Raw genomic sequence first — 18,839 nt, forward strand, 5'->3', positions numbered from 1 at the left:
TCCGGAGAACGTCATGCCCATCCCGTTACTGGCGCTCGCGATCAGCGCGTTTGCCATCGGCACCACCGAATTCATCATCATGGGGCTCCTGCCCGAAGTCGCGCACGACCTCGCCGTGTCGCTGCCGTCGGCCGGGCTGCTGGTCACCGGCTACGCGCTCGGCGTCGCGGTCGGCGCGCCGCTGCTCGCCGTGCTGACGAGCCGCATGCCGCGCAAGGCCGCGCTGCAACTGCTGATGGCGATCTTCATCGTCGGCAACGTGCTGTGCGCGACCGCGTCCGGCTACGCGATGCTGATGGTCGCGCGCGTCGTCACGTCGTTCGCGCACGGCTCGTTCTTCGGGATCGGCGCGGTGGTCGCCGCGTCGCTCGTGCCGGCCGACAAGCGTGCGAGCGCGATCGCGCTGATGTTCACCGGCCTCACGCTGTCGAACGTGCTCGGCGTGCCGTTCGGCACGTTCGTCGGCCAGTTGCTCGGCTGGCGCGCGTCGTTCTGGATCGTCGCCGCGCTCGGCGTGCTGTCGCTCGGCGGCGTCGCGCTGCTGGTGCCGAACCGGCACGACAGCGGGCCGGTCGGCCTTGGCCGCGAGGTGCGCGTGCTGAAGGAGCCGCAGGTGTGGCTCGCACTGCTGATGACCGTGCTCGGCTTCGGCGGCGTGTTCGTGGTGTTCACGTACATCGCGCCGATTCTCGAGAGCGTGTCCGGCTATTCGCCGCGCGCGGTCGCGCTGATCCTCGTGCTGTTCGGCGCGGGGCTGACGATCGGCAACATGCTCGGCGGCAAGCTCGCCGACCGCGCGCTGATGCCGTCGCTGCTCGCGATCCTCGTCGCGCTGATGGCGGTGATGGCCGTGTTCGCGAAGACGAGCCACCTGCCGGTCGCGGCCGCCGTGACCGTGTTCGTGTGGGGGATCGCCGCGTTCGCGACGGTGCCGCCGCTGCAGGCGCGCGTGGTCGAGAAGGCCGCGAGCGCGCCGCATCTCGCGTCGACGCTGAACATCGGTGCGTTCAACGTCGGCAACGCGGGCGGCGCGTGGCTGGGCGGGCTCGCGCTGGAACACGGCTTCGCACTCGACGCGTTGCCGTGGGTCGCCGTCGCGGTGACGTTCGCGGCGCTCGTCGTCACGTGGATCGCGATGCGGCTCGATGCGCGCACACCGGCGTGCGGTGCGGCACCGGCGGCGCATTGAGCGGTGTGACGACCGGCGCATCGACCGGCGCCTCCTTCGGTGCCGGATCGACGCCGCAGCGGCAGGAAAAGGTTCGCGAGAAACGCATTCCTCCGCGATGCTGATAACGGTGTGAAGATAACTTCGTTTGCCGGCCGGGGGGCGGGTGATAGCGTCTCGATACGCGCTGTTCGTGGCGCAACCCGATTCCGGTTTACCCCATTTGCAGGGCCGCGCGGCGGCCCGGAGGCAATGCTATGTCTTCACCCCTGGCGCTGGTGCGCGGCGTGTCTTCCTTCGAGTCCGGCGATGCCGCCGACGCGCGGACGTCCGCGTCGCTCGATGTCCTCGAGCAGGTCGTCGGCGTGAACCTCGCGCGCTTGCGCGCCGAGCGGCAACTGTCGCTCGATGCGCTCGCGCGGCTGTCCGGTGTATCGCGTGCGATGCTCGCGCAGATCGAGTCGGCGCGCAGCGTGCCGTCGATCAAGGTGCTCTGCAAGATCGCCGCGGCGCTGAAGGTGTCGGTCGCCGCGTTTCTGCGCCGGCACGCGGTGAACGGCTTCGAGCACCTGGCGGCCGAGCGTGCGTCGCGCGTCGTCAGTTCGAACGGCCGTTTTTCGGCACGTGCGCTGTATCCGGAAGGCGAACCGGCCGCCGCCGAGTTCCACGAGCTGCGGATCGCGCCGTTGCATACGGAGCCCGGCGCGCGCCGCGCGCCCGGCACGACGGTGAACCTGGTCGTCAGCGAGGGGACGCTCGAAGTCAGCGTGCACGATCGCCGCCAGTTGCTCGCGACCGGCGACGCAATCGTGTTCGACGCCGACCAGCCGTACAGCCTGCGCAACCCGGGCGACAGCGAAGCGCGCGCGTTTCGCGTGACGGTGAGCCCCGAGGTGCCGCCGCGCTGGCTCGTGCCCGACGCCGCACACGCGGCCGGCTGATGTTTCGGCCGAAGCCGGGCTCGCGCCTGTCGCGTTCCGGACGGGCGCCCGGCGCCCGGTATCGGTCGTTTGGACGATGCCGTTAGACGGCGTCGTCAGTAAGGTTTTAGGTGTGGTTCGCTGCGCGGTGCGCGCAGCTGATGTATGCTTGGCCCGCCGGTCACGGGTAGCCCCCGGCCGGCATCAGTGCGTCTTCAGGGCGGGGCGAAATTCCCCACCGGCGGTAGGCTGGCGAAAGCCGGCGAGCCCGCGAGCGCCCGCGCATCCGCGCGGGGTCAGCAGATCTGGTCGAATGCCAGAGCCGACGGTCACAGTCCGGATGAGAGAAGATGTGCAGATAGTCATGTCCGTCAGGGCCGCTTTGCCATCCGTGCGAAGCGGGTTGTCGTTCTGTCTGTTTGCAATGCCCTGAAACGTTTTTCGCCCAAATCGTCTTTGCGAGGAGCGTTTCACATGTCCTTGATGTCCGTTTCGTCGGCACCGTCCGACGCCTTTGCCGATCTTCCGTTGCTCGATTCCGAACCGGTGCCGCCGCGCATCGCCGCCGCGCTCGACGCGATGCGCGCGGGCCGTGCCGTCGTGTTGCAGGACGATCACGACCGCGAAAACGAGGCCGACCTGATCGTCGCCGCCGAGCGCATCACGCCCGAGACGATGGCGCTGCTGATCCGCGAATGCAGCGGCATCGTGTGCCTGTGCCTGACCGACGACCAGGTGCGCGCGCTCGAGCTGCCGCCGATGGTGCAGACCAACGAGAGCCGTAACGGCACCGCATTCACCGTCTCGATCGAGGCGCGCGAAGGCGTGCACACCGGCGTGTCCGCGGCCGACCGCGTGACGACGATTCGCGCGGCGATCGCCGACGATGCGAAGCCGTACGACATCGTGCGCCCCGGCCACGTATTCCCGTTGCGTGCGCAGCCGGGCGGCGTGCTGGCGCGCCGCGGCCATACCGAAGGCACGGTCGACCTGTCGATTCTCGCGGGCCTGAAGCCGGCGGGTGTGCTGTGCGAGCTGATGAATCCGGACGGCACGATGACGCGCGGCGACGACGTCGAGCGTTTCGCGCAGCAGCACGGTCTGCCGATGCTGACGATCGCCGAGCTGGTCGAATTCCGCGAGGCGCTGGCGGCTGCGCGCGAGCGTTGCTGCGAACCGGCCTGACGGGGAGGGCAGCGGGGGAAGACAGCGGGCGCATCGATGCGCCCGCGACAGACACGGCGTGCGCGCATCGGCGCACGCGCGCCGGCCGTCAGGACTGCACGTCGCCGAATTCGCCACGCTGGCCGGCCGCGACGAGCGCCGGCAGTTCATCCATCTTGCGCATGATCCGCGTGATGCCCATCGCGTGCAGCGCGTCCGCGTAGTTGTCGGGGATGTGGCTCGCGCCGACGAACGCGATCGTCTTCATCCCGGCCGCGCGTGCGGCGTTCAGGCCCGATACGCTGTCCTCGACGACGATGCAGCGCGCCGGCGCGACGCCAAGTGTTTGCGCTGCATGCAGGTACACGTCGGGGTAGGGCTTCGGCCGCGCGACCTGCTCGGAGCTGAACACGCGCTCGCCGAAGATTTCGGTCAGCGACGCGCGCTTCAGCGAGTTGCGTACGCGCACGAGCCGACTGTTCGAGACCACCGCGGCCGGCAGGCCGACCTTCAGCAACGCATCGCGCACGCCGGTGATCGGCGCGAGCGACTGAGCGAGCGCGATCTCGATGTTGTGCTCGATGGTTTCGATGAAGTTCTCGGGCATCCGGATCGCGAAGTGCGCTTCGAGTCCGGCGAGAAAGCGGGATGTCTGCTGGCCGAACGCGGATTTTGCGGCGGCTTCGAAATCGATGTGCGGGAACGTGGCGGACAGCGTTTCGAGCAGGACGCGGTCGGCGATGACTTCGCTGTCGACGAGGACGCCGTCGCAGTCGCAGATGAGGTGATCGAGCATGATGGTGAAGAAGCGGGGTGTCGGCGACGCCGATCATGCCGCCATGATACGTGCTTTCGCCGATGCGCCGCGAGCCGTTCGGCCGGCCGCTTTCACCGTCGCGTCGATCCCGTGCCGCTCACGCGTGGCGCGGATGCGGGTCGAGCGCGCGATCGACGCGACGCCGGCGGCGGTTGCTGTCCGGGTGCGAAGCGGAAGCCTTTGGTGCCGGCCGCGGGCGATCGGTGGCGGCGAAGGTGCGAGGGCAGGAGAATGCGGGTCGCGCGCGGCAACCGATGCCGCGCGCCGAATGTGGCGAATGTGAAGAATCGCAGCGCGATCAGGCCATCGCGTGCAGATGCAGATACAGGCCGGCGGCCGCGGCGCCGCCGAGCAGCGGGCCGATCACCGGCACCCACGCATAGCGCCAGTCGCTGTCGCGCTTGCCGGGGATCGGCAGCAGCGCATGCATGATGCGCGGCGACAGGTCGCGCGCCGGGCTCATCGCATAGCCGGTCGGGCCGCCGAGCGAGATGCCGATGCCGAGCACCAGAAGGCCGACGGGCAGCGCGTCGAGCGCGCCGAGGCCGACTTGCGGCGAGGCCAGATACAGCACGCCGAGGATCAGCACGAACGTACAGATCGCTTCGGTCAGCACGTTGTGCGTGACGCTGCGGATCGCGGGCGCCGTGCAGAACACCGCGAGCTTCAGGTCGGCGTCGACTTCCTTCGCGAAGTGCTGACGATACGCGAGCCACACGAGCAGCGAGCCGGCCATCCCGCCGAGCATTTGCGCGAGGATGTAGCCGCCGACTTTCGACCACGCGAACTTGCCCGCGAGCGCAAGGCTGATCGTCACGATCGGGTTCAGGTGCGCGCCGCTGAACGACGCGGTCACGTAGACGGCGACGAATACGGCCATCGCCCAGCCCATCACGATCACGATCAGGTCCGCGCCTTTGCCCTTGGTCTTCGCCAGCAGCACGTTTGCGACCGCGCCGTTGCCGAGCAGCACGAGGATTGCAGTGCCGATGAATTCCGCAATATAAGGTGACATGATTTGTCTCTCGTAAGTCGCGGCGGACTCGCGCGCTGCGCGGTCCGCCGATGTTGTTGTATTTCTCTGGATTGTTTGCGATTACTGTGCGTCGTCGGCCCACGCCTTGGCGGCGCGCACCGCGCGCTGCCAGCCGGCCATGCAGCGTTCGACCTGCTCCTTCGGCATCGACGGCGAGAAGCGGCGATCGAGCTGCCACTGGCTGCGCACTTCGTCGAGGTTCTTCCAGTAGCCGATCGCGAGGCCCGCGAGGTAGGCCGCGCCGAGCGCGGTCGTCTCGGTGATCTGCGGACGCACCGCGTCGACGCCGAGCAGGTCGGCCTGGAACTGCATCAGCAGGTTGTTCGCGCTTGCGCCGCCGTCCACGCGCAGCTCGCCGATGCTGATGCCCGAGTCGGCTTCCATCGCGGCCAGCACGTCGAGCGACTGGTAGGCGATCGCGTCGAGCGCCGCGCGTGCGAGGTGCGCGGACGTCGTGCCGCGCGTGACGCCGAACACCGAGCCGCGCGCCCGTGCGTTCCAGTGCGGCGCGCCGAGGCCCGCGAACGCCGGCACGAGATAGACGCCGTCGGTGTGCGGCACGCTCGCGGCGAGCGCTTCGATTTCGGCGGCCGTCTTGATGATGCCGACGCCGTCGCGCAGCCACTGCACGACCGCGCCCGCGATGAAGATGCTGCCCTCGAGCGCGTACTGCACGTCGTCGCCGATCTGCCATGCGATCGTCGTCACGAGGTTGTTCTTCGACTCGATCGGCTTGTTGCCGGTGTTCATCATCAGGAAGCAGCCGGTGCCGTAGGTGTTCTTCACCATGCCCGAGGTCGTGCACATCTGGCCGAACAGCGCCGCGTGCTGGTCGCCGGCGATGCCCGCGAGCGGGATCTTCGACGCGAACACCGTGGTCTTCGTGTGGCCGTAGATTTCCGACGACGCCTTCACTTCCGGCAGCATGCTGCGCGGGATGTCGAGCAGTTCGAGCAGCTCGCCGTCCCACTCGCGCGTGTGGATGTTGAACAGCATCGTGCGCGACGCGTTCGTCACGTCGGTCACGTGCAGCTCGTGCTTCGTGAAGTTCCACACGAGCCAGCTGTCGACGGTGCCGAAGGCGAGCTTGCCCTGGCGCGCCTTCTCGCGCGCGCCCGGCACGTTGTCGAGGATCCAGCGGATCTTGGTCGCGGAGAAGTACGAGTCGATCGGCAGGCCGGTCTTCGCGCGCACCTTCGCTTCGAGGCCCTGCTTCTTCAGCGAATCGCAGAAGTCGGCGGTGCGGCGATCCTGCCAGACGATCGCGTTGTACACGGGCTGGCCCGTCTCGCGATCCCAGACGATGGTCGTCTCGCGCTGGTTGGTGATGCCGATCGCGGCGATCGACGTGCCGTTCAGGCCGGTGCGCGTGACCGCCTCGGCGGCGACACCCGCTTGCGTCGACCAGATTTCCTGCGGGTCGTGCTCGACCCAGCCGGGTTGCGGGTAGATCTGTTCGAATTCCTTCTGGGCGATCGATACGATGTTGCCCTGGCGATCGAACAGCATTGCGCGGGAGCTCGTCGTGCCCTGGTCAAGCGCGAGGATGTACTGATCCTGCATGTCTCTCATCTCCATCCGTGGATTGGCGTAGTTGTGATGCGCGCCGCGTGTGGCGGCGCGTCGGTGAATCAACGTCGGTAACGCAACTGCTACTGCAATCGGAATCAGGCGTGCGGCGCGTGCGCGGCGGCGAACCAGGCGTCGACCGCGGCCGTCACGGCGTCGAGCGTGCCCGGCGTGACGTGCAGGCCGAGCTTCGAGCGGCGCCACAGCACGTCCTGCGCGCAGGTCGCCCATTCGACGTCGCGCAGGTAGCGCAGTTCGGCGTCGTGAATGCCCGGTGCGATTTCCGCGCCGAGGTCGGCGAGCGACTTCGCGCCGTCGATCACGCGCTCCGCACGCGTGCCGTACGCACGCGCATACCGGCGCGCAAGCGCGGCAGGCAGCCACGGATGGCGTTTCGCGAACGCGGTGGCGAAGGCGTCGAACTTCGCGTTCGCGATGTCGCCGCCCGGCAGCGGGGCGCCGGCCGTCCACGTCTTCGCGTCGCGGCCGAGCGCGCGGCACAGCATGTCGCCGGCTTCTTCGGCGAGCTTGCGGAACGTCGTGATCTTGCCGCCGAACACCGACAGCAGCGGCGCGCCGGCGCCGTCGTCCATCTCGAGGCGGTAGTCGCGCGTGACGGCCGATGCGTTCGCCGCGTTCTCGTCCTCGAGCAGCGGGCGCACGCCCGAATAGGTCCAGTGCACGTCGGCCGGAGAGATCTTGCGCTTGAAGTAGCGGTTGATCGACTCGCACAGATACTGCGTCTCGTCGCGGTCGATCGCGACCTTCGCGGGATCGCTCGTGTACTCGACGTCGGTCGTGCCGATCAGCGTGAAGTCGTGTTCGTACGGAATCGCGAAGATGATCCGCTTGTCCGGGTTCTGGAAGATGTAGGCGTGGTCGTGATCGAACAGGCGCCGCGTGATGATGTGGCTGCCCTTCACGAGCCGCACGCTGTGATGCGCGCCGCGGCCGAGCGCGCCGTGCAGCACGTCGCCGACCCACGGGCCGGCCGCGTTCGCGACCGCACGCGCGTGCACGACGCGGATCGAACCGTCCGCGTGCTGCAGCCGGGCTTCCCATTCGTCGCCGTGGCGTTCGGCGGATACGAGCTTCGTGCGCGTCAGGATCTCGGCGCCGCGCTCCTGCGCATCGAGCGCGTTCAGCACGACGAGGCGCGCGTCGTCGACCCAGCCGTCCGAATACACGAAGCCGCGCTTGATCGAGTCGATCAGCGGCGCGCCGGCCGCATGGCGGCGCATGTCGATGCCGCGCGAGCCCGGCAGCAGTTCGCGTTTCGCGAGGTGATCGTAGAGGAACAGGCCGATGCGGATCAGCCACGCCGGCCGCAGGTTCGGCATGTGCGGCATCACGAAGCGCAGCGGCCACATGATGTGCGGCGCCGCGCGCAGCAGCGTCTCGCGTTCCTGCAGCGCTTTGCGCACCAGTCCGAACTCGTTGTATTCGAGATAGCGCAGGCCGCCGTGAATCAGCTTCGTGCTGCACGACGACGTGTGCGACGCGAGGTCGTCCTGCTCGCAGAGCAGGACCGACAGGCCGCGGCCGGCCGCATCGCGCGCGATGCCCGCGCCGTTGATGCCGCCGCCGACGACGAGCAGATCGTAGCGATTCGGTTGGGTCACCCTGCTGTCCTTATCGTTTGATGGAAATTGGCGAACATGAAATGTTCGAATTCGAAATTTAACGAACGAAATCGAAAAAGTAAAGTTCGAAAAAGCGGGGCCAGTAGCGCGCGACGCGATCCCGGACGATACTGGCGGAATCGACCGTTTCGCGAGGTGAATCATGCGTATTGGGATGTGGGCCGGCGCGTGCGCCGTCGTTCTGGCAGGCTGCACCACCGGCACGCCGCCGCTGGCCGGCAACTGGCGTGCGCCGTCGTTCGTCGACCTGCAGACGTCGTGCGGCGGCGCCGCGCGCGACTGGGGCGCGGACGCGCAGCCGGTCTATTCGACGCTGTACGACGCGTACGTCGCGAAACGGTATCGCGGGCTGACGCAAGCGAACTATTGTGCGTTCGTAAACGAACTTTCGACGCGCTATGCGGCGCCGGACGCGGCGGGGCGCGCCGGCTGGGTCGCGTATTTCAACGGCGCGCGTGCGCAGGCGGTGAGCTGGCGGGCCGCGGTCGATCCGACGCTGCGCGGCGGCTGACGCGGGAAAGCTGCGGGAGGCGGAACGAGCGGGGAACGCGGCACGGCCGGGAATCCGGCCGGCGCGCCCGGGTCAGGAACAGCGGGACTTCACGAATAGCGGCATTTGATCGATCGCAACGCGGCGTCGCCGGTTTCGGTCACGCAGTACTTGCGTCCCGATCCCAGCCCTTCCAGTCGCACGAGCTGCTGTTCGAGCAGCGCGTCGAGTTCATCGCGATCCATGTCGCCGTGATCGGGGGCGTCCTTCACTAGCAGTAGCGTGGCGAATTCATGCGGACTCAGCATCGTTCTCTCCATGGCAACCGGTTTGCCCGCGCGGCCGGCGCAAACGCCGGTGCGCGATACCCCGCGGGGTATGGCTTGGGGGGAAAGCTGTATTCGCCGGCCTTGAGATTCGCACACGCCTTGGCACAGGCGGATCGGGCGAACGGGCCGGGGAACTGGAGTCTAGTCGAGCGCGCGGGCAACGACAAATCGTGCCCCGTTAATTTTCAGTTTGACAGGCACGCCTGCTGCAAGCGGTTCGGCTGGCGCGCCAACTTCTTGATTTCACTTGAGGTTTTGGGTGCGGTGCAGCATCGCAACCGTCATTCGGCGACGTACACCTGGGTGCCGGCGGCCGCGATCGCGTCGGCCATCTCGGGCGGCAGCGGCTTGTCGGTGAAGAGCGCATGCACCTGGCTCAGATGCCCCTGGCGCACCAGCGCGGGGCGGCCGACCTTCGAATGGTCGGCGACGAGATAGACGGTGCGCGCATGCTGCATGATCGCTTCGGCGACGCGCACCTCGCGCGTGTCGAAGTCGCGCAGCGTGCCGTCGGCCTCGATCGCCGACGTGCCGATGATCGCGTAGTCGACCTTGAACTGGCGGATGAAGTCGATCGCGAGTTCGCCGACGATGCCCTTGTCCCACGGCCGCACGATGCCGCCCGTGATCAGCACCTCGCAATCGGGGTAGCCGCTCATCATCGACGCGACATTCAGGTTGTTCGTGATCACGTGCAGCCCGTGATGGCGGTTCAGCGCGCGCGCGACTTCCTCGGTCGTCGTGCCGAGGTTGATGAACAGCGATGCCTGGTCGGGGATGTGCGACGCCGCGAGCGCCGCGATGCGCCGCTTCTCGTCGTGGAACATCCGCTGGCGCGCGGTGTACGACACGTTCTCCGAGCTGGTCGGCAGGCTCGCGCCGCCATGGTAGCGGCGCAGCAGGTTCAGGTCGGCGAGCCAGTTCACGTCGCGGCGGATCGTCTGCGGCGTGACCGCGAAGTGCGCGGCGAGATCGTCGACGGTCACGAAGCCGTCGCGCTGCACCCATTCGAGCAATTCCTGCTGGCGCGCGTTGAGGGTGAGGCGAGGATCTCGGGTCATGGCTCGGCGGTCGGATCGTAAGGCGGAGCGGCTATTGTAAGGGCGGGAAGGGCGTTCGACCGGCCTGCCGCGCACGGTTGCCGGCGATTCATGCGCAAATCGCATGGATTGATGTGACAAATGAATTTGCATGATTGCCCGGATCGCGCTGCAATGGCGGATTGCCCGCACGCGCGGGCGCGCGTTCATTTCAGCTTTCGACGAGGTAGAACCGATGACTGGCTTCAACTGGCAGAACCCGTATCCGACGACCCGCATCCCGGTGTTCGCACGCAACGTCGTGTCGACGTCGCACCCGCTTGCCGCGCAGGCCGGGCTGCGGATGCTGTGGAAGGGCGGCAACGCCGTCGACGCGGCGCTGGCCGCCGCGGCCGCGATCACGGTGGTCGAGCCCGTATCGTGCGGGCTGGGCGGCGATGCGTTCGCGCTGGTGTGGGACGGCGAGCGGCTGTCGGGGCTGAATGCGTCGGGCGTCGCGCCTGCCGCGTGGAACCCCGACTATTTCCGCAAGCGCCACGGCGAGGGCGCGAACGGCATCGCGAACAAGCCGACGCGCGGCTGGGATACCGTCACGGTGCCGGGCGTGATCGCGGGCTGGGAAGCGCTGCATGCGAAGTTCGGCTCGCTGCCGTTCGCGGATCTCCTCGAGCCGGCGATCGAGATCGCCGAGCGCGGCTATGCGGTGTCGCCGATCGTCGCGCACAAGTGGGCGGCCGCGGTGCCCGAGTTGCAGGGGCTGCCGGGCTTCGCCGAGACCTTCATGCCGCGCGGGCGCGCGCCGCTCGTCGGCGAACGCATGTGCCTGCCGGGCCATGCGCGGACGCTGCGCACGCTCGCGAAGGAAGGTGCGCGCGCATTCTACGAGGGCGCACTCGCCGAGCAGATCGCGGCGTTCTCGCGCGAAGGCGGCGGCGCGCTGACCGAAGCCGACTTGCGCGCGTACCGGCCGGAATGGGTCGAGCCGATCGGTAAGCGCTTCGGCCGCCATACGATTCACGAGATTCCACCGAACGGGCAGGGCATTGCCGCGCTGATCGCGCTCGGCATCGCCGAGCAGGCGGGCGTGACCGAATGGCCCGTCGATTCTGCCGACTCGCAGCACCTGCAGATCGAGGCGATGAAGCTCGCGTTCGCGGACGTCTATCGCTATGTCGCCGATCCGCGCGCGATGGAAGTGACGCCCGAGCAGATGCTCGACGACGCGTATCTCGCGGCGCGCGCGAAGCTGATCGACCGCTCGCGCGCGACGCACTTCGCGGCCGGCCGGCCGCATTCGGGCGGCACGATCTATCTGTCGGCCGCGGACGAGCGCGGGATGATGGTGAGCTTCATCCAGTCGAACTACATGGGCTTCGGTTCGGGCCTCGTCGTGCCCGGCGCCGGCATTGCATTGCAGAACCGCGGGCACGGCTTCTCGATGGACCCGGCGTCGCCGAACGTCGTCGCGGGCGGCAAGCGGCCGTTCCACACGATCATCCCGGCGTTCGTCACCGAGGAAGCGAACGGCCGCACCGAGGCCGTGATGAGCTTCGGCGTGATGGGCGGCGACATGCAGCCGCAGGGCCATCTGCAGACCATCGTGCGGATGCTCGGCTACGGGCAGCAGCCGCAGGCCGCATGTTGCGCGCCGCGCTGGAAGGTCAATCGCGACTTCACGCTCGACGTCGAGGCGACGATGAACCGCGACACGGTCGATGCGCTCGCCGCGCGCGGCCATACGATCAAGTCGATCGACGACCCTTACATGGATTTCGGTTCGGGGCAGTTCGTGTGGCGCCTCGATCCGGACGATCCCGAGCGCGGCTACGTGGCCGCGAGCGACAGCCGTCGCGACGGGCTGGCGGCCGGTTTCTGACGGAACGCTTCCAGTCTCGTGGCACGACGGGCGGCCGGATGGCCGCCCGTTTCGTTTGGTGCGCCCCGCGGCGCGCACGTCAACGGGGCGGCGTCGAAGGACTCGTCTAACGAACGGCAACACGGGGCGTGGAACTGCGCTTCCCGGGCATGGTCAGTGCTTGAAGCACGAACATCAAAGTCCGGCTAAGATGCCTGAATGGTTCGGCCGGACCAACTCACTATAAACGCAAGCAAGACGCCGCCTGCAGGATGGCCGGCGCCCGTGCCGGAGGCATGGGCGGCCCGAGCGCGCGACGACTGGGAGCGAACCACCATGCACACCGAAACGACACATGTCATGCCGTGGCGAATCGAGGACATCGACCTGAACCGGATCGATCGTCAGCGCGCCGCCGCGAACGAGGATCTGCTGCTGCTGTTGTGCGCATCGTCGTTCATCGAGAGCGGCTCGGATCTCTACACGAGCAATCTGAGCCAGTTCTTCAACGACGATCCGGAAGTCTCCGCATGGCTCAACAATGCATGGGAGCACGAAGAATTGCAGCATGGCCGCGCGCTGAAGGCGTACATCGCGCACGTGTGGCCCGAGTTTGACTGGGACACGGCCTTCGCGAATTTCTTCGAAGAGTATTCGAAGACCTGCTCGGTCGAGGCATTCGAGAAGACGCGCGCGCTCGAGATGGTCGCGCGCTGCGTCGTCGAGACGGGCACGGCCACGCTCTATCGCGCGATCAACGAATGCTCCGACGAGCCCGTGCTGAAGGAAATCACCGACAACATCCGCACGGATGAAGTGCGCCACTACAAGCACTTCTTCAAGTTCTTCAAGAAGTACAACCAGGTCGAAGGCAACGGCCGGCTCGCGGTCCTGGGCGCGCTGGCGCGTCGCGTGATGGAAATCAAGAACGAGGATTCGGAGATCGCGCTGCGCCACGTGTTCGCGATGCGCTACCCGGATCGCGTCGGCGACAGCGAATACAACCGCGAACGCGCGGCGCGCATCAGTTCGCTCGTGCGGCGCAACGTGTCGGCCGACATGTGCGTGAAGATGCTGTTGAAGCCGCTCGACCTGCCCGCGAAGATCCAGCCGAGCATCCACTATCCGCTCGCGAAGATCACGCGGCACGTGTTCCTGCGCTGATCGCCCGATTGCCACGGCGCGGTTCATCGCGGCCAGGCTGCCGCATCTATCTGCTCCGACCGAGGCCCCCCATCATGACCGACTCCGATCGCCACGCGCTGGAGCAATGGACGTTCGACGCGTGGCCGCCGGCCGTCGTCGAACTATTCGACGGCAGCGCGCCCGAGCGCCATGCCGATGTCGCCGCGTCGCTGATCGTCGCAACCGGCGACGGCCAGCTGCGCACCACGCTGCTGAGCGTCGGCGAAGTCTATGCGCGCGACGCGCACACGCTGCTGCTCGCGCTGTGGCCGCAATCGCGGGCGGCGCGTGCGCTCGTGCAACGGCGCGCGGCGGCGCTCACGCTCGTCGTGGACGGCGCGTTCCTGCAGGCTCAGTTGAAAATCGATCCGCTCGAAGGAGACTTCGGCGGACTGGCCGGATTCGCTGCGATGATCGCGCACGGCGATGCGCAGCGGGTCGGCTATGCGCGTCTCGCGACGGGCGTCACGTTTGCGCTGGAAGGGGCGCGCACCGAGGTGCTCGCACGCTGGCAGCGCCAGGTCGAGCACCTGCGGCGCGCGGCCGCGCGGCTTCAGTGGCCGCGCTGACCGCTGCGCGACGAACGATTGCGGTTCGCGTGCGCGGCATTGCCGTTCGCGGGACGGGCACCGTTGCCGGCGGCCGGGCGACCGCTGCCGTTACCACCGTTACCGCTCGCGCCGCCTGCCGCGCGCGGCTTCGCCGCCTTCGCGGCCTTCGGCTGCGCGTTGCCGTCGCGCTTCGCGGCCGGCTGGCCTGAGCCGCCTGCACGCGGCTGGCGATTGCCGCCACCGCCACCACCGCTGTTGCCGCCGCGTGGCTGCTGGCCGCGGCGCTGCTGGATCGGCTCCGGCTTCGCGGTCGGATCGGGTTCGAAGCCCGCGATCACTTCCTGCGGAATCTCGCGCTTGATGAGCCGCTCGATGTCGCGCAGCAGTTGCTTCTCGTCGACGCATACGAGCGACACGGCTTCGCCGGTCGCGCCCGCGCGGCCCGTACGGCCGATCCGGTGCACGTAATCTTCCGGCACGTTCGGCAGGTCGAAGTTGACGACGTGCGGCAGTTGATCGATGTCGATCCCGCGTGCGGCGATGTCGGTCGCGACCAGCACCTGCAGCGTGCTGCTCTTGAATTCGGCGAGTGCGCGCGTGCGCGCCGACTGGCTCTTGTTGCCGTGGATCGCCATCGCGCTGATGCCGTCCTTCGTCAGTTGTTCGGCGAGCCGGTTCGCGCCGTGCTTCGTACGCGTGAACACGAGCACCTGGAACCAGTTGTGTTCGCGGATCAGGTGCGTGAGCAGCTCGCGCTTGCGATCGCGGTCGACCGGATGGATCTTCTGCGCGACGCTTTCCGCGGTGGTGTTGCGGCGTGCGACTTCGATCAGCGCGGGCGAATCGAGCAGGCTGTCGGCGAGCGACTTGATCTCGTCGGAGAAGGTGGCCGAGAACAGCAGGTTCTGGCGCTGCGGCGGCAGCTTCGCGAGCACGCGCTTGATGTCGTGGATGAAGCCCATGTCGAGCATCCGGTCGGCTTCGTCGAGCACGAGGATGTCGAGATCCGACAGGTCGATCGTCTTTTGCTGCATGTGATCGAGCAGGCGGCCCGGCGTCGCGACGACGATGTCGACGCCGCGCTTGAGCGCATCGATCTGCGGATTGATGCTGACGCCGCCGAACATCACGGTCGAGCGCAGCTTCAGGTATTTGCCGTATGCACGCACGCTTTCCTCGACCTGCGCGGCGAGTTCGCGCGTCGGCGTGAGGATCAGCGCGCGCACCGCGCGCTTCGCGCCGCGGTGCTCGGCGTAGAACGTGTGCAGGCGCTGCAGGATCGGCAGAGTGAAGCCGGCGGTCTTGCCGGTGCCGGTCTGTGCGCCGGCGAGCAGGTCGCCGCCGCCGAGGACGGCCGGGATCGCCTGTTGCTGGATGGGGGTCGGCGATGTGTAGCCGAGCTCGTTGACCGCCTTGACGAGCGGTTCGGCCAAGCCGAGAGATTCGAAAGACATAGATACCACTCTTGAGTTTTATGATCGGCGACGCCTCGCGCGGCCCGCGCGGGGAACTGGCGTCGCAAAAAGCAAAGGGGCGCGGCTGCGGTTTCCCGCAGCCGCGCCCCCGTCTGTGTCGCGCGTTATTTAGTCAAGCGGCGCGGAACGCAGGTCGCTCACCTGTTGCGGCGAGATCGGCGTACCGTTGTTGCCCCACGACATCCGGATATACGTGACGACTGCCGCGACTTCCTGGTTCGACAGCGACTGTGCGAACGGCGGCATCCCGTACGGACGCGGATTCTTGAACGTGCTCGGCGGATAGCCGCCATTCAGCACCATGCGGATCGGGTTGACTGCCGATTCCATCACGATCGAATGGTTGCCTGCCAGCGGCGGATAGGCCGGCGGCTTGCCCGAGCCCGTTGCCGCGTGACAGGTCGCGCAGTTGTCCGCGTAGATCTTCTTGCCCTGGTCGAACAATGCATTGCCGAACTGCTTCGACGGCTCGTACTGCATATTTTTCGGCGCTTCAGCCTTCTGCGGGATCGACTTCAGGTACGTCGACATGGCGCGCGTATCTTCGTCGCTCATGTACTGCAGGCTGTTGTGCACGACGTCGGCCATCGGGCCGAACACCGCGCCCTTGTTCGACACGCCGGCCTGCAGCAGGTCGGACAGCTCCTGCACGTGCCAGTCGCCGAGGCCGAGTTCCTTGTCGTTCGTCAGCGACGGCGCATACCAGTTCTGCAGCGGAATCAGGCCGCCGGCGAACGCCGACCCCGTCACCGGGCCGCCCATCATGTTGATCGACGTGTGGCACATCGAGCAGTGGCCGAGGCCTTCGACGAGGTACGCGCCGCGGTTCCATTCGACCGACTTCGTCGGATCCGGCTTGTACTCGCCTTCCTTGAAGAACAGCGTGCGCCAGCCGATCAGCAGGTTGCGGTTGTTGAACGGGAACTTCAGTTCGTGCGGGCGGCTCGGCACCGACACCGGCGCGACCGAACGCAGGTATGCGTAGATCGCGTCCGAATCGGCGCGCGTGACCTTCGTGTAGCTCGCGAACGGGAAGCCCGGGTAGAGCAGGCTGCCGTCCTTCGAACGGCCGGTGTGCATCGCGCGGTAGAAGTCGTCCGATGTCCACTTGCCGATACCGTCGGTGTCGTCCGGCGTGATGTTCGGCGTGTACATCGTGCCGAACGGCGTCGCCATCGGCAGGCCGCCCGCGAACGACTTGCCGCCGCGCACGGTGTGGCACGCGATACAGTCGCCGACGCGCGCGAGGTATTCGCCCTTCTTGATCAGCGCGGCCTGGTCGGCCGGCGTGGCCGCGACGGCAGCAGCGCCGTGCAGCGTGTCGTTGCCCGGCCACAGGACCGGGACGAGAGCGGCGGCCGCGACGATGGCGGCAGCCGAGAGTGCAAACAGGGACTTGCGTTTCATTGTGTCTGTCTCCCTTGCCTTATTGCGGTTCGCTGCCGCAGGCGAGCGGAGTCTTCATCGAACGCGCCGGAGCCGGCACGGGGTTGGCGGGCGCCGGCTGAGCCGCAAGCCATGCGGTCACTGCCGTCACGTCTTCGTCGGACAGCTTCGACGCGATCTCGTGCATGCAATCGGGTGCCTTCGCGTGGCGGTTGCCCGAGCGCCATGCGCCGAGCTGTGCGCTCAGGTAGTCGGCGTGCAGGCCGACGAGGCCCGGGATCGCCGGCTGCATGCCGGTCAGCCCTGCGCCGTGGCAGGCCACGCAGGCCGGCAGCTTGCGGGACGGGTCGCCTTGCGTGACGAGCTGCTTGCCGCGCGCGAGCGTGGCGGCCGGCAGCGTCGGCTTGGCCGGCGCCGGGTACGGCGGACGCTCGGCCGAGAAGTGCTCGGCGATTTCCTTCAGGTAATCGTCGTTCAGGTACGTCAGCAGGTAGTTCATCGGCGGGTACTTGCGCCGGCCGTCACGGAAATTGACGAGCTGGTTGTACAGGTACTCGGCGGGCTTGCCGGCAAGCCGCGGGAAATAGTCGTTGTCCGTGCCCTGGCCGTGAACGCCGTGACATGCGGTACAGCCGCGCACACGCTCGGCCATCGTATCGGGTGCCTTGAGCGGCGCCTGCTGGGCGTGCGCTTGCTCGGGCTTGGTCTGCGCTTGGGCAGCGCTCATAAGGCCCGCGCTGCCGATCAAGAGAACGGCGAGCAACGGACGGAAGAGGCGTCTTGAAGACACACGAGACTCCATGTTTATTCGTCGGGGACCTGTCCGGGCTACGATCGGCTCGGCGCGTGGACGGCAGGACAGCCGGGCTGCTGCGACGCGGCATTCTATCATCGATGGGTAATGACGGCTATTTGGCAAAAGGACGTCAGTTCCTGTCTGTTTGCGACTTGCGACAATTTGACGCGGTTTGGGCGCCGGCAGTGTGAACCGGCGTGCGCTTTGACCATCGAAGACCGTACACTCGCGGGTCGCGCGGCGCCGCCTCCGCCGCAGATCCAGTCATTTCTCCCGTTTCCGGAATCATCGATGACGTTTTTTACCATGCCGTTGCCGTCTTCCCGCCGTTGTTCCGCCTGCCGCCGCATCGCCGGCCAGCCGTTCTCGGGAGGGCGCGCACGATGAGGATCGACAGCTTGTGGATCGGGCAGGTCGCGCTCGCGGCGCTGATGGACGCAACGTTCGCGATGGCGGTCGGCTCGGCGCTGCTCAAGGCGTGGCTCGGCAAGGACGGCGCGCGGCCGGTCGTCGCGCCGTCGCACCCCGCATGGCTGCGCGCGCAACATTCGCTGGTCGCGGCGGCGCTGGCGCTCGTGCTCGCCGATCTCGGCTGGCTGGTGTACGAGGCGGCGTCGATGAGCGGCGCGGGGCTCGGCGGCGCGTTCGCCGCGATTCCCGTCGTGCTCATGCAGACCCATGCGGGCTTCGCCTGGAGCGTCGCGTTCGCCGGCGCCGTGGTGCTCGCGATCGTCGCGCTGGCCAAGCCCGACAGCCCGCTCGCGCATGCGGTGCTGTGGCTCGCGGTGATCGTGGTCGCGGGCGGCAAGGCGTCGCTCGGCCATGCGGCCGACACGGGCCCGCTGTCCGCGGCGGTCGGCGTGCAGACGCTGCACCTGCTCGCCACCGCGGTGTGGGGCGGCCTCGTGCTCGCGGGCGGGCTCGCGGTGCTGCCGGCGCTCGGCTCGTCGGTCGCGCGCGGCGCGCTGATCCGCGTCGGCCAGCACCTGTCGCGCACGTCGATGATCGCGGTCGTGTTCGTGCTCGCCACCGGCGTGCTCAATGCGCTGCGCGGGCTCGGCGGCTCGCTCGCGCCGCTCGACGGCAGCACGTGGGGCCGCGTGCTGTTGCTCAAGCTGCTGCTCGTCGTGCTCGCGCTCGTGCTCGGCGGGCTGAACCGCTTCTCCGCGCTGCCGCGCCTGCGTCGCACCGCGTCGACCGAGGATGCGCACACGTTCCGCAACATCCTGCATCTCGAAGCGCTGACGATGATCGGCGTGTTCGTCGCGGCCGCCGTGCTGTCGTTCAGCGTGCCGGGCTTCGCGGCGCTCGGCTGACGGTACGTCCGGCGCGGTGCGCGGCGGCGTGGCCCGCGCGTGCCGCGCACGCAAAAACGGCCGCCTGGTCGGGCGGCCATCTCGAAACCGGCGGCGCGG

The 18,839-nt window shown here is 67.9% G+C and carries 18 protein-coding genes and 1 riboswitch; of the genes, 9 read left to right on the plus strand and 9 right to left on the minus strand.

From position 1 onward, the window contains the following. Positions 1-13: 13 nt before the first annotated feature. The 3 genes from BME24068_RS00425 to ribB all read left to right on the plus strand — a co-directional run bounded on the left by BME24068_RS00425 (position 14) and on the right by ribB (position 3,273). Positions 14-1,189, plus strand: coding sequence for an MFS transporter (locus tag BME24068_RS00425; RefSeq protein ID WP_174924851.1), 1,176 nt, complete (start codon positions 14-16; stop codon positions 1,187-1,189). A gap of 236 nt (positions 1,190-1,425) precedes the next feature. Continuing rightward, complete coding sequence (locus BME24068_RS00430) at positions 1,426-2,109, plus strand: helix-turn-helix domain-containing protein (protein ID WP_096507125.1); 684 nt, start codon at positions 1,426-1,428, stop codon at positions 2,107-2,109. Positions 2,110-2,295: 186 nt separating this feature from the next. Next, positions 2,296-2,444: riboswitch (FMN riboswitch) on the plus strand. A 118-nt stretch (positions 2,445-2,562) separates the two neighbouring features. Then, a complete protein-coding gene (gene ribB / locus BME24068_RS00435; protein WP_096507126.1) occupies positions 2,563-3,273 on the plus strand; it encodes a 3,4-dihydroxy-2-butanone-4-phosphate synthase in 711 nt (236 codons plus the stop codon). Positions 3,274-3,361: 88 nt separating this feature from the next. Here the strand turns inward: ribB and BME24068_RS00440 are convergent, their stop codons facing one another. Continuing rightward, the gene (locus BME24068_RS00440) at positions 3,362-4,048 is read right to left on the minus strand and encodes an HAD family hydrolase (protein ID WP_174924852.1); all 687 of its coding nucleotides are present in this window, start codon (positions 4,046-4,048) and stop codon (positions 3,362-3,364) included. Here BME24068_RS00440 and BME24068_RS00445 point away from each other — a divergent pair. Further along, positions 4,047-4,352: a hypothetical protein gene (locus BME24068_RS00445; RefSeq protein WP_143331703.1), complete on the plus strand. Its 306-nt coding sequence runs from the start codon at positions 4,047-4,049 to the stop codon at positions 4,350-4,352. The two genes, BME24068_RS00440 and BME24068_RS00445, sit on opposite strands and share 2 nt — an antisense overlap. Positions 4,353-4,367: 15 nt before the next feature. On the opposite strand, the gene BME24068_RS00450 is transcribed toward BME24068_RS00445, so the two are convergent. From BME24068_RS00450 to glpD, 3 genes are all read right to left on the minus strand, one after another. Next, positions 4,368-5,084: an MIP/aquaporin family protein gene (locus BME24068_RS00450; protein ID WP_096507128.1), complete on the minus strand. Its 717-nt coding sequence runs from the start codon at positions 5,082-5,084 to the stop codon at positions 4,368-4,370. A gap of 81 nt (positions 5,085-5,165) precedes the next feature. After that, positions 5,166-6,668, minus strand: coding sequence for a glycerol kinase GlpK (gene glpK / locus BME24068_RS00455; protein WP_096507129.1), 1,503 nt, complete (start codon positions 6,666-6,668; stop codon positions 5,166-5,168). Between the two features lie 104 nt (positions 6,669-6,772). Beyond that, the gene (gene glpD, locus BME24068_RS00460) at positions 6,773-8,296 is read right to left on the minus strand and encodes a glycerol-3-phosphate dehydrogenase (protein ID WP_174924853.1); all 1,524 of its coding nucleotides are present in this window, start codon (positions 8,294-8,296) and stop codon (positions 6,773-6,775) included. 163 nt (positions 8,297-8,459) lie between these two features. Here glpD and BME24068_RS00465 point away from each other — a divergent pair, with 163 nt between their 5' ends. Next, positions 8,460-8,828 (plus strand): hypothetical protein, encoded by a 369-nt coding sequence (locus BME24068_RS00465; RefSeq protein WP_174924854.1) that lies wholly within the window; start codon positions 8,460-8,462, stop codon positions 8,826-8,828. A gap of 89 nt (positions 8,829-8,917) precedes the next feature. Here the strand turns inward: BME24068_RS00465 and BME24068_RS00470 are convergent, their stop codons facing one another. Both BME24068_RS00470 and BME24068_RS00475 read right to left on the minus strand, forming a co-directional pair. Next, positions 8,918-9,115: a hypothetical protein gene (locus tag BME24068_RS00470; RefSeq protein WP_044846784.1), complete on the minus strand. Its 198-nt coding sequence runs from the start codon at positions 9,113-9,115 to the stop codon at positions 8,918-8,920. A gap of 302 nt (positions 9,116-9,417) precedes the next feature. Then, the gene (locus BME24068_RS00475) at positions 9,418-10,197 is read right to left on the minus strand and encodes a DeoR/GlpR family DNA-binding transcription regulator (RefSeq protein ID WP_096507133.1); all 780 of its coding nucleotides are present in this window, start codon (positions 10,195-10,197) and stop codon (positions 9,418-9,420) included. Positions 10,198-10,411: 214 nt separating this feature from the next. On the opposite strand from BME24068_RS00475, the gene BME24068_RS00480 reads away from it, so the two are divergent. From BME24068_RS00480 to BME24068_RS00490, 3 genes are all read left to right on the plus strand, one after another. Then, complete coding sequence (locus BME24068_RS00480) at positions 10,412-12,052, plus strand: gamma-glutamyltransferase family protein (protein WP_174924855.1); 1,641 nt, start codon at positions 10,412-10,414, stop codon at positions 12,050-12,052. Positions 12,053-12,367: 315 nt separating this feature from the next. Continuing rightward, positions 12,368-13,195, plus strand: coding sequence for a ferritin-like domain-containing protein (locus BME24068_RS00485; protein WP_096507134.1), 828 nt, complete (start codon positions 12,368-12,370; stop codon positions 13,193-13,195). A 74-nt stretch (positions 13,196-13,269) separates the two neighbouring features. Then, the gene (locus BME24068_RS00490) at positions 13,270-13,785 is read left to right on the plus strand and encodes a hypothetical protein (protein WP_174924856.1); all 516 of its coding nucleotides are present in this window, start codon (positions 13,270-13,272) and stop codon (positions 13,783-13,785) included. On the opposite strand, the gene BME24068_RS00495 is transcribed toward BME24068_RS00490, so the two are convergent. From BME24068_RS00495 to BME24068_RS00505, 3 genes are all read right to left on the minus strand, one after another. Further along, the gene (locus tag BME24068_RS00495; RefSeq protein ID WP_174924857.1) at positions 13,770-15,221 is read right to left on the minus strand and encodes a DEAD/DEAH box helicase; all 1,452 of its coding nucleotides are present in this window, start codon (positions 15,219-15,221) and stop codon (positions 13,770-13,772) included. The two genes, BME24068_RS00490 and BME24068_RS00495, sit on opposite strands and share 16 nt — an antisense overlap. Before the next feature lie 129 nt (positions 15,222-15,350). Further along, positions 15,351-16,649: a c-type cytochrome gene (locus BME24068_RS00500; protein WP_174924858.1), complete on the minus strand. Its 1,299-nt coding sequence runs from the start codon at positions 16,647-16,649 to the stop codon at positions 15,351-15,353. Positions 16,650-16,668: 19 nt separating this feature from the next. Beyond that, positions 16,669-17,430: a c-type cytochrome gene (locus tag BME24068_RS00505; RefSeq protein WP_096507137.1), complete on the minus strand. Its 762-nt coding sequence runs from the start codon at positions 17,428-17,430 to the stop codon at positions 16,669-16,671. A 377-nt stretch (positions 17,431-17,807) separates the two neighbouring features. Between BME24068_RS00505 and BME24068_RS00510 the strand changes: the two genes are divergently transcribed. Next, entirely contained in the window at positions 17,808-18,740 is a 933-nt protein-coding gene (locus tag BME24068_RS00510; RefSeq protein ID WP_096507138.1) for a CopD family protein, read from the plus strand. The last annotated feature ends 99 nt before the right edge of the window (positions 18,741-18,839 follow it).

The organism is Burkholderia anthina (genome assembly GCF_902498995.1).
Taxonomy (GTDB): domain Bacteria; phylum Pseudomonadota; class Gammaproteobacteria; order Burkholderiales; family Burkholderiaceae; genus Burkholderia; species Burkholderia anthina.

Coding starts and splice junctions, on each gene's coding strand:
- BME24068_RS00480 (WP_174924855.1), top strand. CDS start 10,412: ATGACTGGCTTCAACTGGCAGAACCCGTATCCGACGACCCGCATCCCG.
- BME24068_RS00470 (WP_044846784.1), bottom strand. CDS start 9,115: ATGCTGAGTCCGCATGAATTCGCCACGCTACTGCTAGTGAAGGACGCC.
- BME24068_RS00500 (WP_174924858.1), bottom strand. CDS start 16,649: ATGAAACGCAAGTCCCTGTTTGCACTCTCGGCTGCCGCCATCGTCGCG.
- BME24068_RS00440 (WP_174924852.1), bottom strand. CDS start 4,048: ATGCTCGATCACCTCATCTGCGACTGCGACGGCGTCCTCGTCGACAGC.
- BME24068_RS00450 (WP_096507128.1), bottom strand. CDS start 5,084: ATGTCACCTTATATTGCGGAATTCATCGGCACTGCAATCCTCGTGCTG.
- BME24068_RS00510 (WP_096507138.1), top strand. CDS start 17,808: ATGAGGATCGACAGCTTGTGGATCGGGCAGGTCGCGCTCGCGGCGCTG.
- BME24068_RS00465 (WP_174924854.1), top strand. CDS start 8,460: ATGCGTATTGGGATGTGGGCCGGCGCGTGCGCCGTCGTTCTGGCAGGC.
- BME24068_RS00430 (WP_096507125.1), top strand. CDS start 1,426: ATGTCTTCACCCCTGGCGCTGGTGCGCGGCGTGTCTTCCTTCGAGTCC.
- BME24068_RS00505 (WP_096507137.1), bottom strand. CDS start 17,430: ATGGAGTCTCGTGTGTCTTCAAGACGCCTCTTCCGTCCGTTGCTCGCC.
- BME24068_RS00490 (WP_174924856.1), top strand. CDS start 13,270: ATGACCGACTCCGATCGCCACGCGCTGGAGCAATGGACGTTCGACGCG.
- glpK (WP_096507129.1), bottom strand. CDS start 6,668: ATGCAGGATCAGTACATCCTCGCGCTTGACCAGGGCACGACGAGCTCC.
- BME24068_RS00495 (WP_174924857.1), bottom strand. CDS start 15,221: ATGTCTTTCGAATCTCTCGGCTTGGCCGAACCGCTCGTCAAGGCGGTC.
- BME24068_RS00445 (WP_143331703.1), top strand. CDS start 4,047: ATGATGGTGAAGAAGCGGGGTGTCGGCGACGCCGATCATGCCGCCATG.
- BME24068_RS00425 (WP_174924851.1), top strand. CDS start 14: ATGCCCATCCCGTTACTGGCGCTCGCGATCAGCGCGTTTGCCATCGGC.
- BME24068_RS00485 (WP_096507134.1), top strand. CDS start 12,368: ATGCACACCGAAACGACACATGTCATGCCGTGGCGAATCGAGGACATC.
- ribB (WP_096507126.1), top strand. CDS start 2,563: ATGTCCTTGATGTCCGTTTCGTCGGCACCGTCCGACGCCTTTGCCGAT.
- BME24068_RS00475 (WP_096507133.1), bottom strand. CDS start 10,197: ATGACCCGAGATCCTCGCCTCACCCTCAACGCGCGCCAGCAGGAATTG.